This is a genomic window from Pseudomonas sp. S2_A10 (assembly GCF_054668465.1).
Genome location: NZ_CP162773.1, coordinates 3,557,745 through 3,571,765, shown reverse-complemented (window position 1 = coordinate 3,571,765; position 14,021 = coordinate 3,557,745). Strand labels below are relative to the sequence as shown.

Below are 14,021 nucleotides of genomic sequence, written 5' to 3'. Positions count from 1 at the left end.
GCACTTGGCCGGGCTTGCTGTTTCTGCTTGAGCGGTTACTTGGCGATCACTGGCAGCGCCTGCTGGGCACTGCGCTTGTTCTTGATCAGGTAGCAGACCCACATGAACACCACCCACACCGGAATCGCGTATACCGATATCTGAATCCCCGGGATCAGCAGCATCACGCCGAGGATGAACACCACGAACGCCAGGCAGACGAAGTTGCCGTACGGGTACCACAGCGCCTTGAACAGCGGCGTCTGCTTGGTCTGGTTCATGTGCTGGCGGAACTTGAAGTGCGAGTAGCTGATCATCGCCCAGTTGATCACCAGCGTCGCAACCACCAGCGACATCAGCAGTTCCAGCGCGTGCTGCGGGATCAGGTAGTTGAGCAACACGGCAACCAGCGTCACTGCCGCCGAAGCCAGAATCGAACGCACCGGCACACCGCGCTTGTCGATCTTCGCCAGACCTTTCGGCGCATCACCCTGCTCGGCCATGCCCAGCAGCATACGGCTGTTGCAGTAGGTGCCGCTGTTGTATACCGACAGCGCGGCGGTCAGCACGACGAAGTTGAGGATGTGCGCGGCGGTGTTGCTGCCGAGCATCGAGAACACTTGCACGAACGGGCTGCCGCTGTACGAATCGCCGGACGCGTTGAGGGTTTCCAGCAGACTGTCCCATGGGGTCAGCGACAGCAGGATTACCAGCGCGCCGATGTAGAAAATCAGGATGCGGTAGATCACCTGGTTGATCGCTTTCGGAATCACGGTTTTGGGTTTATCGGCTTCAGCAGCAGTGAAGCCGAGCATTTCCAGACCGCCGAAGGAGAACATGATAATCGCCATGGCCATCACCAGACCGCTCACCCCATTGGGGAAGAAACCGCCGTGGGACCACAGGTTGGAGACCGAGGCTTGCGGGCCGCCGTGGCCGCTGACCAGCAGGTAGCTGCCCAGGGCGATCATGCCAACGATGGCCACAACCTTGATGATCGCAAACCAGAATTCGGCTTCACCGAAGACTTTGACGTTGGCCAGGTTGATCGCGTTGATCAGCACGAAGAATGCAGCAGCGGAGACCCAGGTCGGGATGTCCGGCGCCCAGTAATGGATGTACTTGCCGACCGCTGTCAGCTCGGACATGCCCACCAGAATGTACAGAATCCAGCAGTTCCAGCCCGAGAGGAAACCGGCGAAACCGCCCCAGTATTTGTGGGCGAAGTGGCTGAAGGAACCGGCCACCGGCTCTTCGACGATCATTTCGCCGAGCTGGCGCATGATCATGAAGGCGATGAAGCCGCAAATGGCGTAGCCGAGGATCATCGACGGGCCGGCGGATTTCAGTACCCCGGCAGAACCGAGGAACAATCCGGTACCGATCGCGCCACCGAGGGCGATCAGTTGAATATGGCGATTTTTCAGGCCGCGTTTAAGCTCGCCTGATTGCGAGGGTTGTCCACTCATGAAAAAGGTCTCACGCAAGGTTTGATGATGTTCAGTAGACGTTGCTGCAAGGTTGCGATTTCAGGCAGCCCCGATCAAACCCCAGCGCAGGCACCAGGAGTTCAGCTCATTTACAACGGTCATGCGTCACCTGTTTGTTTTTATCTGTGACGAAATCGAACCCGGCACGCTTGTGGCGCGGCGGAGTGAACAAGGCGGATAGCCTCGAGATTTTTGCGATTACGCAGAGGGTCACAGTTAAAACGCGGCGCATTGTACACCGCTAACCCCCTGCTGCCAGACCCGCCTGATCAGCGTGTCGGTTGCCGGGATTGCACGTGTCCGCCTCGACAGTGCCGAGCGGCTGCAAAATATGAGTCAGGCCTTTGCAGGCCATCGACGGGGACGAGGAAAAAACCGTCCCACGGGGAGAAGTGGAAATCAGTCGCGGCGTTCATTGCGCCTCCTTCTTGTTATTCGCCTGCACGACAGGCATGGGGCGCATCACACCCTGCCTGAAGGCTGGAAACAAGCGCGCCAGAGCCTTGCGCGGCAGCTGTTCTCCCGGCTTACGGAAGCTTTTCCTTACAACCGATGCGGAGGCGGGAAATCACCGCTCCGGCGGGGTCTTTTCGTCACGTTTTGTTTACAACGCGTAACGAATATTTTCCGAATCAGAAATTTCCGAAGGACGTCTGCATATTGACGGTAGCTAGCTTGCTATCAATTTCGCCGGCCTAGTTTTTTGTTTTCAAATAAGAAAACCGATCCTGAAAAACAGAACAAAAAGTCTATTTAAAAATTAAATGGATAAAATTTTGCATTACGAAAAAGCCTCAACTAGGTTTTTCACGTCTCACCGGCCACCTCGACCGGTCAGTCATAAACCGTGAAATTCTCTAGGAGATCGACCATGCAAGCACTGGAAAAAGACTTGGATACCGAACTGCAACTGGACGAATGGTTTGAAGCGCCAACCCATGAGGCCGCTGTGGAAATGATGCAAGCCGACGCGGTGGTTCCGTTCGGCACGGCGATGTGGCCTCTGTAAGACATCCCGGGCAGGCACGGTCCGGCCGGTCGTGCCTGCCGCTTCATTCCCCGGTCAGTCAGGGAGGATTCATGGACAAGCCCCGCGCCATCTCGCATTTCCTTTACTACCTCGAACATCACCCTGCCCTCGCCGGCCTCGACTCGGCGAAGGTCATGCTGGGCCACACCGCCGATTACGAAGCCCTGACCGGCGCCATTGCCGAACAGGCCGGCGAGCATCCGCGCTTCCAGTTCAGCGCTCGGCGTCTGGACCTGGAAAGTACCGCAGCGCTGTCCGAGGCAATTGCCGACAGCGATCTGTACATTTTCTTCTACGACTCTTCCACCCTGCCCAACCCACGCCCCGACGGCCCGGAATTCGTCCGCGCACTGCAAGCGGTGATGGCGGAAAACTGGAAGAAGTCGCTGCTGTTCAAGGATTACGGCGACTATTTCTACGACACCTTCAGCATCACCCCGCAACGCATCGCCGGACTCAACAGTCACTTGATCCAGCGCATGTCCCAAGCGACCACGCTGAGTTTCAAGGATGACCACGGTTCATGGTTCGAAACGCCGATGAGCAGCATCAAGAAGTGGACCGACATCAACGGCGTCGGCAACTTTGACCTCGCCCCCGGCGAAATCGCCACCCACAGCGAAGCTATCAACGGCCATGTGAAGTTCAAGGGCACCTTCCTCAGCACCATCCCCTTCGCGCGCAAGTACGGCGTGCTGGAATCGCCGCTGGAGCTGTGGATCGAGAACTCGACCATCAGCCGCATCGCCACCGACGTGCCGGGGCTGGAGCAGGATTTCAACAAGTACCTGGATGCCAACCCGTCGAACCGGCGGATTGAGGAGTTGGGGATTGGCACCAACGAAGGCGTGAAGGATCTGTATGCGCGCAATGCCGGGTTTGAGGAGCGGCATTGTGGGCTGCATCTCGGATTGGGCGGTGGCGCCAAGGGCAGTCATCACCTGGATCTGATCTTTTCGGGCGGGGTGTTGGCGCTGGATGACAAGCCGGTTTTCGATGGCCGATTTGTGTTTTAGGCGACTGACGCCTTCGCGAGCAGGCTCGCTCCCACAGGGATTTATGTTCGACGCAACTCCAATGTGGGAGCGAGCCTGCTCGCGAAGAGGCCCAATCAGACGCTACACGAGTTTCGCCAGACGAAAAAAAACGCCAACCCTAAGGTTGGCGTTTTTGCTTCAACTTGCAGCTTGCAGCTAGTAACTCACAGCTGCCTTATTCCGGTTTCTTGCGTCCGAACCCCGGGCGCTGACCGGAACCAGCCGGTGCGCCGCGACGCTTGCCCGAGGGCTTGTCGCCGTCGACCAGTTTGATCCCCGGACGCTTCGGCGCCGGTTTGGCCGGGCGCTTGTTGGTGGTGTCGGCTGGACGATCCGCCACTGGCGTACCGCGACCGGCAGGAGCGCCGCGTTCGCCACGCTCAGTACGGCCATTGGCCGGACGCGGTGCGCGCTCGCCATCACGGGCAACCGGCTTGCGACCTGGGCGCTCGCCTTCGATCTGCGGCTCACGGCTCGGGCGCGGCGCGGTCGGTGCGCCAGCGGCCGGACGCAGAGTACGCACGCGCTCGGTCTTGGCCATCGGCCGCGACGATTTGCGCTGCATGCGTTCGAGTTTGTCCTTGCTCTTGGCGTTCAGCTGCGGCATTGCCACCGGCGTCAGGCCTACTTCGGCGCTGAGGACGTCGACTTCGTACTGGCTCATTTCGCGCCAGCGGCCCATCGGCAGGTCGGAGTTGAGGAACACCGGACCGAAACGCACACGCTTCAGGCGGCTGACCACCAGACCCTGCGATTCCCACAGACGACGCACTTCACGGTTGCGCCCTTCCATGACCACGCAGTGGTACCAGTGGTTGAAACCCTCACCGCCCGGCGCCTGTTGAATGTCGGTGAAACGCGCCGGACCGTCTTCCAGCACCACGCCGGCCTTCAGGCGTTCGATCATCTCATCGTCGACTTCACCGCGTACACGCACGGCGTATTCGCGGTCCATCTCGTAGGACGGGTGCATCAGACGGTTGGCCAGCTCACCGTCAGTGGTGAACATCAGCAGACCGGTGGTGTTGATGTCGAGACGGCCGATGTTGATCCAGCGGCCTTCTTTGGGGCGCGGCAGCTTGTCGAACACGGTCGGACGGCCTTCCGGGTCGTCACGGGTGCAGATTTCGCCGTCGGGCTTGTTGTACATGATCACGCGGCGCACCGATTCGGCGGCCTCTTCGCGTTTGATCACTTTGCCATCGATGGTGATGGCGTCGTGCATGTCGACGCGCAGGCCGAGGGTGGCGTCTTTGCCATTGACCTTGATCCGGCCCTGGCTGATCCAGGATTCCACGTCACGACGCGAGCCGACGCCGATACGGGCGAGGACCTTCTGCAGCTTTTCGCCTGCTGGGCCGATTTCCTGGTCGTCTTTCTGATTGATGTCACTCATCTGGGCACCTCCCGGTGTGGTCTGTTCAGGCGGCGCCTGAAGTATTGAAAACTGGGTCCAGGCCGAAGGGATCGGCGAAGGGTCGCGAATCATACGCGGATGTGCGCCATCGCGCATCAGAGACTAGCTGATCGATTGCCGGTTATTTCTTTTTCCGCCGACCGGCACCACCGAGTTTGATCAGGCGCAGCGCGGCTTCGGCCAGCACCGTGCGTTTGTCGTCCTTGTCGAGCTTCTTCCAGGCCTTGATCTCGCGCTTGCTGCGACCGCAACCCAGGCAGATGTCGTCGGAGAATTTGCAGAGGCTGATACAGGTGTCTTTGGTTGAGCTCATCGCAATCTCCAGAACGACATTTCACCCTGTGGGAGCGAGCCTGCTCGCGAAGGCGCAGTGTCATTCAGTATTGATGTATCTGACACACCGCCTTCGCGAGCAGGCTCGCTCCCACAAGGGTCTTCACTGGTTTCTCAATAGGCGTCAGTCTTCGAACTCGCGCCGTTCGGCTTCAATCGCCTCGGCCAGTGCGCGGGCTTCGGCTTCTTCTTCGCTGAGTTCCGGTTCAGGCTGTTCGAGGGCGGCAACAGCGGCCAGGAGTTTCTCGCGGGCCTCGGCGACACCGAGAATGTCCTCTTCCGGTTCGGCGTCAGGCGCCGCTTCAAGTTCAACTTCAGCTTCAACAACCGGCTCGATGATCTCAGGCTCGGGCACCGGCGCTTCGCCATCCACCGCATCGCGCAGCAAATCGTCGAAATCGGTTTTGATGCCCTCTTCCATGCTGTCCAGCTCCAGCAGCAGGGAATGGAAACTGGTTTCTTCCTTCTCCTCCTCCGGCTCGGCGCTGGCGTCGGCCAGTTCCTGCAGACTCTGCGGCACCGGCGCGTCGTCGAAATCGAGCACCGGTTCGGCTTCCATCTCGCGCAGCTCGGCCAGCGGCGGCAGGTCTTCAAGGTTTTTCAGGTTGAAGTGGTCGAGAAACGCCTTGGTCGTGGCGAACATCGCCGGTTTGCCCGGCACGTCGCGATAGCCGACGACGCGAATCCACTCACGCTCAAGCAAGGTCTTGACGATGTTGCTGTTGACCGCCACGCCACGCACGTCTTCGATCTCGCCACGGGTGATCGGCTGGCGATAGGCGATCAGCGCGATGGTCTCCAGCAACGCACGGGAATAGCGCTGCGGGCGTTCTTCCCAGAGACGGCCGACCCACGGCGAGAACTTCTCGCGGATCTGCAAGCGATAGCCCGACGAGACTTCCTTGAGCTCAAAGGCGCGGCCCTCGCAGGACTTGCCGAGCAGGGTCAGGGCTTTCTTGAAGACCGCCGGCTCCGGCCGCTCGCCTTCTTCAAACAGTTCATACAGGCGCTCAAGGGACTGCGGCTTTCCCGAGGCCAACAGAAAGGCTTCAAGCAGGGACGCCAGCTCGCGGGGTTCAGTCAGGTTCATACAGGGACTCGTTATTCGGCTCGGGCTCGCACGTGGATCGCGGCGAACGGCTCATTCTGCACCAGCTCGACCAAGGATTCCTTGACCAGTTCAAGGATCGCCATGAAGGTCACCACCACACCCAGGCGGCCTTCTTCAGCGGTGAACAGCTCGACAAACGGCACGAAGCCGCCGCCCTTGAGCCGTTCCAGCACATCGCTCATGCGTTCGCGGGTGGACAGCGCTTCGCGACTGACCTGGTGGCTTTCGAACATGTCGCCACGGCGCAGCACCTCGGCCATGCACATCAGAATCTCTTCCAGCGCGACGTCGGGCAACAGCTTGCGCGCCCGCGCTTCCGGGGCGTCGAGCTTGGGCACGATCACATCGCGACCGACCCGGCTCAGACCATCAATACCTTCGGCAGCGGCCTTGAAGCGCTCGTATTCCTGCAAGCGGCGGATCAGTTCGGCGCGTGGATCGTCTTCTTCATCTTCGACGGTTTCGGCGCGCGGCAGAAGCATGCGCGATTTGATCTCGGCGAGCATCGCCGCCATCACCAGGTATTCGGCGGCCAGCTCCAGACGCACCGATTGCATCAACTCGACGTAGCCCATGTACTGGCGGGTGATTTCCGCCACCGGAATGTCGAGGATGTTGATGTTCTGTTTGCGGATCAGGTACAGCAGCAGGTCGAGCGGGCCTTCGAAGGCTTCAAGAAAAACTTCCAGCGCATCCGGCGGGATGTACAGGTCCAGCGGCATTTCCATGACCGCCTGACCATAGACCATCGCGAACGGCAGTTCCTGCTGGGCGCCGGCCTGGGGGTCGACCACGGTTTCCACTGCGGACATTCAGGCCTCGACCATGAACGGCGTCGGATCGCCGCAACCGACGCGGACCACTTCCGGGTCGTCGCCAGTCAGGTCAATCACCGTCGAGGCCTTGATGCCGCCAAAGCCGCCGTCGATGATCAGATCGACCTGGTGCTCGAGCAACTGGCGCATTTCGTAGGGATCGGTAAGTGGGTCTTCATCGCCGGGCATGATCAGCGTCACGCTCATCAGCGGCTCGCCGAGTTCGGCCAGCAGCGCCAGCGCGATCGGATGGCTTGGCACGCGCAGGCCGATGGTGCGTTTTTTCGGATGCAGCAACAGGCGCGGCACTTCGCGGGTGGCGTTGAGAATAAAGGTGTAAGGCCCCGGCAGGTGCGCCTTGAGAATGCGGAAGGTGCCGGTGTCGATCTTGGCGTAATTGCCCAGTTGCGACAGGTCGCTGCAGATCAGCGCGAAGTTGTGCTTTTCATCGAGCTGACGCAGACGTCGCACACGCTCGATGGCGGTCTTGTCGCCGATCTGGCAACCAATGGCGTAGGACGAGTCCGTGGGATAAATCACCACCCCGCCTTTGCGGATGATCTCGACCGCCTGTTTGATCAGGCGCGCTTGCGGGTTTTCCGGATGTATCTGGAAAAATTGACTCACATTCTCTACCTGTTCAGACGGCGGCAATATCTGTGTCATGTTTGAACCGACACCACAGGGGTGGAAGGTCCTCGGGAACCGGCCGGTACTGGCCGATCTCGGACCAGCCGCCAGGGCCATGGAAGTCACTGCCGGCGCTGACCAGCAGACCGAACTCACGGGCAAGGATCGCCAGGCTGCCCACCTGTTCTGCGGGCTGATGGCCATTGACCACCTCGATAGCATGCCCGCCTGCTTGAATATAGTCGGCAATCAGCTTTCGGCGCTTGCTACGCGTGAAATCGTAGTGCCATGGATGCGCCAGGCTGACCCAGGCACCGGCGGCGCGCAGGGTCCCGACAGTGTCTTCCAGCGTCGGCCAGTGCAGTTTGACGTCGCCGAGTTTGCCGGCGCCGAGCCATTTGCGGAACGCCTCGGCGCGATCCTTTACATAACCTTCACGCACCATCCAGTCAGCGAAATGCGGCCGGGCCGGCGCATTGCCGCTGTCGCCCAGTTCCTGCTGGATCTGCCGGGCGCCGTCGAGGGCACCGGGCATCCCCTTGAGTGCGAGCTTGCGGCTTATTTCTTCCGACCGCAGCCAGCGGCCATCGTGCAATTTGGCGATCGCTTCGACCAACGGCGCAGCGTTGACGTCGAAACCGTAGCCCAATACGTGAATGGTCGCCCCGCCCCAGGTGCAGGACAATTCGACGCCATTGACCAGTTGCATGCCCAACTCGGTGGCGGCAGTACGCGCCTCGGCGAGCCCCTCAAGAGTGTCGTGGTCGGTCAACGCCAGGACTCGCACGCCGTTTTCGAACGCTCGCGCAACCAGAACCGCAGGCGCCAGGGCGCCGTCGGAGGCCGTGCTGTGGCAGTGCAAATCAACATTCACGGGGAGTTGTAACCTCAAATCAGCTGGCGCTATCACGCGCCCATATGTTTGTTATTATGCCGCCACATCCAGCTTCTGGCTCTCACTGTGAAACAATTCATCGATTTCATCCCGCTTCTGCTGTTCTTCATCGTCTACAAACTTGATCCACGGGTCGTCGACATTGCCGGCCAGCAAGTGACCGTAGGCGGTATCTACAGCGCCACGGCGATGCTGATCATCAGTTCCCTGGTGGTGTACGGCGCGCTGTTCATCAAGCAGCGCAAGCTGGAAAAGAGCCAGTGGCTGACGCTGATCGCCTGCCTGGTATTCGGCAGCCTGACGCTGGCCTTCCACAGCGAAACCTTCCTGAAATGGAAAGCGCCGGTGGTCAACTGGCTGTTCGCTGCGGCGTTCATCGGTAGTCACTTCATCGGCGATCGCTTGCTGATCAAACGCATCATGGGTCACGCGCTGACCCTGCCCGACCCGGTCTGGACCCGCCTGAACATCGCCTGGATCGCGTTCTTCCTGTTCTGCGGCGCCGCCAACCTGTTCGTCGCTTTCACCTTCCAGAGCATCTGGGTCGACTTCAAGGTGTTCGGCAGCCTGGGCATGACCGTGCTGTTCCTGGTCGCACAGGGCGTTTACCTGTCGCGCCATCTGCATGACACCGATACCACAACGCCAAAAACCGAGGACTGACATGCTCTACGCCATCATTGCCACCGACGTTGCCAACTCGCTCGAAGCTCGCCTGTCCGCGCGCCCGGCGCATCTGGAACGCCTGCAAGCGCTCAAGGGCGAAGGCCGCATCGTGCTGGCCGGCCCGCACCCGGCGGTCGACAGCAATGATCCGGGCGCAGCGGGGTTCACCGGCAGCCTGATCGTCGCCGAGTTCGACTCCCTCAGCGCCGCACAGGCCTGGGCCGATGCCGATCCGTACATTGCCGCCGGCGTCTACGCCAATGTGATCGTCAAGCCGTTCAAGCAAGTCCTGCCTTAAGTCCTTCCACGCGATGAACCTTCTCGGTTCATCGCGCTCTCAATCGCTCATTATTCTCGTTTGCCTGCCGACAACCTGCCCAATATCCATTTGGAAACAGGTGTCGCGATGCGCAAGGGTCCGTTGTGTCTGATGTTGCTCACGTTGTCGATCATGGCCCCCGCCCATGGTGAGGAAACCACCGAAAGCGGCAGCTCAACGCCATTGTCATTGAGCGCCGGCAGCCAGATCACCGAGCTGCAACAGCGGCTCAAGGCCAGTGAGCAGCAGCGCGAAGAACTGAACAAACAACTGCAAAATGCCGACAACACCCGCGAAAGCGCCCAGCTCGCCCGGCTGCGCCAGGAGAACCAGCGTCTGAAGCTGCAACTCAAGGAAGCCCAGGCCAGCCCGCTGCCGCGTTTGCTGACCGATCAACAGCAGTGGTTCGTCACTGGCGCTGGAGTAGCGCTATTGGCGCTGCTCTGCGGTATCTTTGCCAGCGGTGCAAGCCGAAAACGTCGGCAATGGCTAAATTGAGTGAGTCATGAGCGAGCTGTTATTGATTGATGATGACCAGGAGTTGTGCGAACTCCTGAGTAGCTGGTTGAGCCAGGAAGGCTTCCAGGTGCGCGCCTGCCACGACGGCCAGAGCGCCCGCAAGGCGTTGGCCGAAACCGCCCCGGCGGCGGTGGTGCTGGACGTGATGCTGCCCGACGGCAGCGGTCTGGAACTGCTCAAGCAATTGCGCAACGACCACGCCGACCTGCCGGTGCTGATGCTGTCAGCGCGTGGCGAACCGCTGGACCGCATCCTCGGCCTCGAACTGGGCGCCGACGATTATCTGGCCAAACCCTGCGACCCCCGCGAACTGACCGCGCGCCTGCGTGCCGTGTTGCGCCGCAGCCATCCCGCCGCTGTGTCAACACAACTTGAGCTGGGCGACCTGAGTTTCAGCCCGGTGCGCGGCGTAGTCAGCATCGACGAAAAAGAACTGACCCTGACCGTCTCCGAAAGCCGCCTGCTCGAAGCCCTCCTCAAGCAGCCCGGCGAGCCGCTGGACAAACAGGAACTGGCGCAACTGGCCCTCGGCCGCAAGCTGACCCTGTACGACCGCAGCCTCGACATGCACGTCAGCAACCTGCGCAAAAAAATCGGCCCCCACCCCGACGGCCGCCCACGCATCGTCGCGCTGCGTAGCCGTGGTTACTACTACAGCCTGTAAAACCATCTAGTTTCGTGTACGAGCTGCCCAAGGCGGCGATCTTCAGGCTGCAGGACGCAGAGCGTCCTCGGCTGCATTCCCACGCAGAGCATGGGAACGATCAGATCGCAGCCTTCAGCACCTCCTGCACTGGAAATGTGTAAGGCCGAGCGCGAAACGTCTTTACCGAAGCTTTACGCTGCGCTGACCGCCGCTGACCTTGATCTGCGTAATCTGCACTCATCCGGAACGTACCGGGAACGAGACAAGGAGATACACCATGCGCAAGACTCTTATCGCTCTGATGTTCGCTGCCGCTCTGCCAACCGTGGCCATGGCCATGCCGCAGGATGGCGGTCCGCTGGGTGGTCCGCTGGATGGCCCGCGCCACGGCGGTCAGATGCACGGTGGCATGCACGACAAAGGCCCGTACAGCCAGCTCGACCTGACCCGCGAACAGCGCGAGCAGATTCGCAAGATCATGGGCGAGCAGATGCACGAGCGTAAGCAGGTGGTCGACAAGTACCTGGAAAAACTCTCGCCGGCCGACCAGAAAGCCATGAAGGACGAGATCGCGGCCAACCACAAGAAAGCCGAGTCCGATGTCCGCGCACTGCTCAAACCCGAGCAACAGAAGCAGTTCGACGAAATCCAGAAGAAACGCGCCGAACGCCGCGCCGAGTGGGCCGAGTTCAAGGCCTGGAAAGCGCAGCAGGCACAAAAGGCGCAATAATGGCTTGACCCTGGGCCCGACGACTCACATCGTCGGGCCTGTTCCATTCAAATCGAATGTGGGAGCGAGCCTGCTCGCGAAGGCGGTGTATCAGCCAGCAATGGATTGACTGACACTACGCCTTCGCGAGCAGGCTCGCTCCCACATTTGAACGGAGTGATTTTCGAGGAGTTTCTGTGCGTTCACTGTTCTGGCGGATTCTTGCGAGCTTCTGGCTGGCCATCGCTCTGGTAGCCGGGCTGTCGATCCTGCTCGGGCACATGCTCAATCAGGACGCGTGGATTCTCAGCCGCCATCCCGGCCTCAACACGCTGGCAGCAGAATGGACGCAGACTTACGAAGCCCAAGGCGAGGAAGCCGCGCAGGATATCCTCGAACAACGTAAACGCCAGTATCACATCGACGTTCAGGTGCTCAATGAAACCGGCGATCCGGTGGTGCGTGGCACCTTCCCGCGCCGGGCCGCAGCATTCGAAGCGCGGCAGAACAACGACGATCGCCGCCTGCCGTGGCGGCGCCTGACCGACGAAATCACCAGCGAAAAAACCGGTGACACCTACCTGTTCATCTACCGCATCCCGCACCCGGAACTCGACGCCTGGCACCGCGAAAGTCTGCTCTGGCCACTGAGTGCGCTGGGTATTGCGCTGGTGGTGCTGACCCTGTTCAGTTTGCTTGTAACTTTCTCCATCACTCGCCCACTCAGTCGCTTGCGCGGCGCGGTGCATGATCTGGGGCAGACGACTTATCAGCAGAACAGTCTGGCTAAACTCGCCAACCGCCGCGACGAATTCGGCGTGCTGGCCACCGATTTCAACCGCATGGGCGCGCGCCTGCAAAGCCTGATCGGCAGTCAGCGCCAGTTGCTGCGCGATGTCTCCCACGAACTGCGCTCACCACTGGCGCGCCTGCGCATCGCGTTGGCTTTGGCCGAGCGCGCCAACCCGCAAGAGCGCGAGAAATTGTGGCCACGCCTGACCCGTGAATGCGACCGGCTGGAGGCGTTGATCAGTGAAATTCTGGTGCTGGCGCGAGTCGATGCCGACAATGCCAGCGCTGAAGAAGTGGACCTGAATGCGTTGCTCGCCACACTGCAAAAGGATGCGCAGCTCAGCTCCCCCGAGCAGACCGTGCGCCTGCAAGCTGAGTCACAACTGAATCTCAAAGGCTGGCCGACGATGATCGAGCGCGCCGTGGATAATCTGCTGCGCAACGCCCAGCGCTTCAACCCGAGCGATCAGCCGATCGACTTGCAGGCAGCGCGGCAGGGTGAGCGGATTGTCATCAGCGTGCGCGACCATGGGCCGGGGGTACAGGCGGAACATCTGAGCCAGTTGGCTGAACCGTTTTATCGCGCGCCGGGGCAGACGGCTGCCGGGCATGGCCTGGGGCTGGCGATCGCCAAACGCGCGGCAGAACGGCATGGCGGCACGCTGACGCTGGCCAATCATCCGCAGGGCGGCTTTGTGGCGAGTCTGGAATTGCCGCAGATACCGGGAGTCGTGGTCCAGCCCTGAAAAAGCCCCTCACCCCAACCCTCTCCCGGAGGGGAGAGGGGGCCGACCGAGTTGTCTGCCGTTGTGCATCGACCTTATGGATTCGCAGAAACCAGACGTCCGGTATCCCGACGCTGGATTCAGCGAAGGACGCTCAGGTCGGTGTAATTCCAAAGCATCCCCCAATCAGTCCCCTCTCCCTCTGGGAGAGGGTTAGGGTGAGGGGCTTTTGATCTTCAGACCTTACCTGGCCAGGCGCTGACGAACTCAGCCAGATCAACCTTCTCCGCCACGCGCGGCTCTTTCTGCGGCGTGCCGAGATAGAGGAACGCGATCACCTCCTCGCCTTCCACCAGCCCCAGGCCTTCGGCCACATGCTTGGAGTACGCCAGATCCCCGGTGCGCCACACCGCGCCAATTCCCTGCGCATACGCCGCGAGCAAAATCCCGTGGGCCGCACAGCCGGCCGTGAGCAGTTGCTCGGCCTTCGGATATTTCACGTGTTCCTGCAATTTCGCGATGACCACAACCACCAGCGGCGCGCGCAGTGGGCCGTTGCGCGCCTTGTCGATCATCGCGTCGGTGACTTCGCCGCCCTGCTGGCGGGCCGCCTCGGCCAGCAACTCGCCCATTTGCTCACGCGCCGCGCCTTCGACGGTCAAAAAGCGGTAAGGCTGCAAATGCCCGTGATCCGGGGCACGCAAGGCCGCGCCGAACAGGGCTTCGCGCTGCTCGGCAGTAGGGGCCGGTTCGACCAGGCGGGGAACGGAAACACGGTTGAGCAACGCGTCGAGAGCCTGCATCGGCCACCTCCTTTGAAAAATGTGCAGCTATTCTAGCTGCAACTGCGCAGCGCCTGCCGGTTTACATGCCTTGCCCCGCAGGTAGAATGGCGCCCTTGTTCAATC

The 14,021-nt window shown here is 60.8% G+C and carries 16 protein-coding genes; 8 read left to right on the top strand and 8 right to left on the bottom strand.

Annotated features, from left to right (window positions below; genetic code table 11):
- Positions 1-35: 35 nt before the first annotated feature.
- Positions 36-1,448 (bottom strand): amino acid permease, encoded by a 1,413-nt coding sequence (locus tag AB4N41_RS16080; protein WP_056783743.1) that lies wholly within the window; start codon positions 1,446-1,448, stop codon positions 36-38.
- Between the two features lie 892 nt (positions 1,449-2,340).
- On the opposite strand from AB4N41_RS16080, the gene AB4N41_RS16075 reads away from it, so the two are divergent.
- Entirely contained in the window at positions 2,341-2,478 is a 138-nt protein-coding gene (locus tag AB4N41_RS16075; protein WP_003222780.1) for a hypothetical protein, read from the top strand.
- A 71-nt stretch (positions 2,479-2,549) separates the two neighbouring features.
- On the top strand, positions 2,550-3,515 hold the full coding sequence (locus AB4N41_RS16070) for a M29 family metallopeptidase (RefSeq protein ID WP_150636622.1): 966 nt from the start codon (positions 2,550-2,552) through the stop codon (positions 3,513-3,515).
- A 196-nt stretch (positions 3,516-3,711) separates the two neighbouring features.
- Here the strand turns inward: AB4N41_RS16070 and rluB are convergent, their stop codons facing one another.
- From rluB to AB4N41_RS16040, 6 genes are all read right to left on the bottom strand, one after another.
- Positions 3,712-4,932 carry a 23S rRNA pseudouridine(2605) synthase RluB gene (gene rluB, locus AB4N41_RS16065; RefSeq protein WP_041478987.1) on the bottom strand — a complete coding sequence of 407 codons (1,221 nt, stop codon included), beginning with the start codon at positions 4,930-4,932 and terminating at the stop codon, positions 3,712-3,714.
- Positions 4,933-5,074: 142 nt separating this feature from the next.
- Complete coding sequence (locus AB4N41_RS16060; RefSeq protein ID WP_252877681.1) at positions 5,075-5,266, bottom strand: DUF1289 domain-containing protein; 192 nt, start codon at positions 5,264-5,266, stop codon at positions 5,075-5,077.
- A gap of 144 nt (positions 5,267-5,410) precedes the next feature.
- Positions 5,411-6,376, bottom strand: coding sequence for an SMC-Scp complex subunit ScpB (scpB, locus tag AB4N41_RS16055; protein ID WP_130887182.1), 966 nt, complete (start codon positions 6,374-6,376; stop codon positions 5,411-5,413).
- Positions 6,377-6,387: 11 nt separating this feature from the next.
- A complete protein-coding gene (locus tag AB4N41_RS16050; protein WP_172828192.1) occupies positions 6,388-7,086 on the bottom strand; it encodes a segregation and condensation protein A in 699 nt (232 codons plus the stop codon).
- Between the two features lie 123 nt (positions 7,087-7,209).
- Positions 7,210-7,839, bottom strand: a complete 630-nt coding sequence (locus AB4N41_RS16045) for an L-threonylcarbamoyladenylate synthase (protein ID WP_041478985.1) — start codon at positions 7,837-7,839, stop codon at positions 7,210-7,212.
- A 13-nt stretch (positions 7,840-7,852) separates the two neighbouring features.
- Positions 7,853-8,716 carry a PHP domain-containing protein gene (locus AB4N41_RS16040; protein WP_039761090.1) on the bottom strand — a complete coding sequence of 288 codons (864 nt, stop codon included), beginning with the start codon at positions 8,714-8,716 and terminating at the stop codon, positions 7,853-7,855.
- Between the two features lie 87 nt (positions 8,717-8,803).
- Here AB4N41_RS16040 and AB4N41_RS16035 point away from each other — a divergent pair, with 87 nt between their 5' ends.
- From AB4N41_RS16035 to AB4N41_RS16010, 6 genes are all read left to right on the top strand, one after another.
- Positions 8,804-9,400: a septation protein A gene (locus AB4N41_RS16035; protein WP_024012071.1), complete on the top strand. Its 597-nt coding sequence runs from the start codon at positions 8,804-8,806 to the stop codon at positions 9,398-9,400.
- A gap of 1 nt (position 9,401) precedes the next feature.
- Positions 9,402-9,701 carry a YciI family protein gene (locus AB4N41_RS16030; RefSeq protein ID WP_016771127.1) on the top strand — a complete coding sequence of 100 codons (300 nt, stop codon included), beginning with the start codon at positions 9,402-9,404 and terminating at the stop codon, positions 9,699-9,701.
- A gap of 108 nt (positions 9,702-9,809) precedes the next feature.
- A complete protein-coding gene (locus AB4N41_RS16025; protein ID WP_016771128.1) occupies positions 9,810-10,220 on the top strand; it encodes a translation initiation factor 2 in 411 nt (136 codons plus the stop codon).
- A 7-nt stretch (positions 10,221-10,227) separates the two neighbouring features.
- A complete protein-coding gene (locus AB4N41_RS16020; protein WP_016771129.1) occupies positions 10,228-10,905 on the top strand; it encodes a response regulator transcription factor in 678 nt (225 codons plus the stop codon).
- 259 nt (positions 10,906-11,164) lie between these two features.
- Positions 11,165-11,617 carry a Spy/CpxP family protein refolding chaperone gene (locus tag AB4N41_RS16015; RefSeq protein ID WP_095180696.1) on the top strand — a complete coding sequence of 151 codons (453 nt, stop codon included), beginning with the start codon at positions 11,165-11,167 and terminating at the stop codon, positions 11,615-11,617.
- Between the two features lie 176 nt (positions 11,618-11,793).
- The gene (locus tag AB4N41_RS16010; protein WP_252877680.1) at positions 11,794-13,134 is read left to right on the top strand and encodes a sensor histidine kinase; all 1,341 of its coding nucleotides are present in this window, start codon (positions 11,794-11,796) and stop codon (positions 13,132-13,134) included.
- A gap of 215 nt (positions 13,135-13,349) precedes the next feature.
- On the opposite strand, the gene AB4N41_RS16005 is transcribed toward AB4N41_RS16010, so the two are convergent.
- Positions 13,350-13,916, bottom strand: coding sequence for a nitroreductase family protein (locus AB4N41_RS16005; RefSeq protein WP_056783730.1), 567 nt, complete (start codon positions 13,914-13,916; stop codon positions 13,350-13,352).
- Positions 13,917-14,021: the final 105 nt, after the last annotated feature.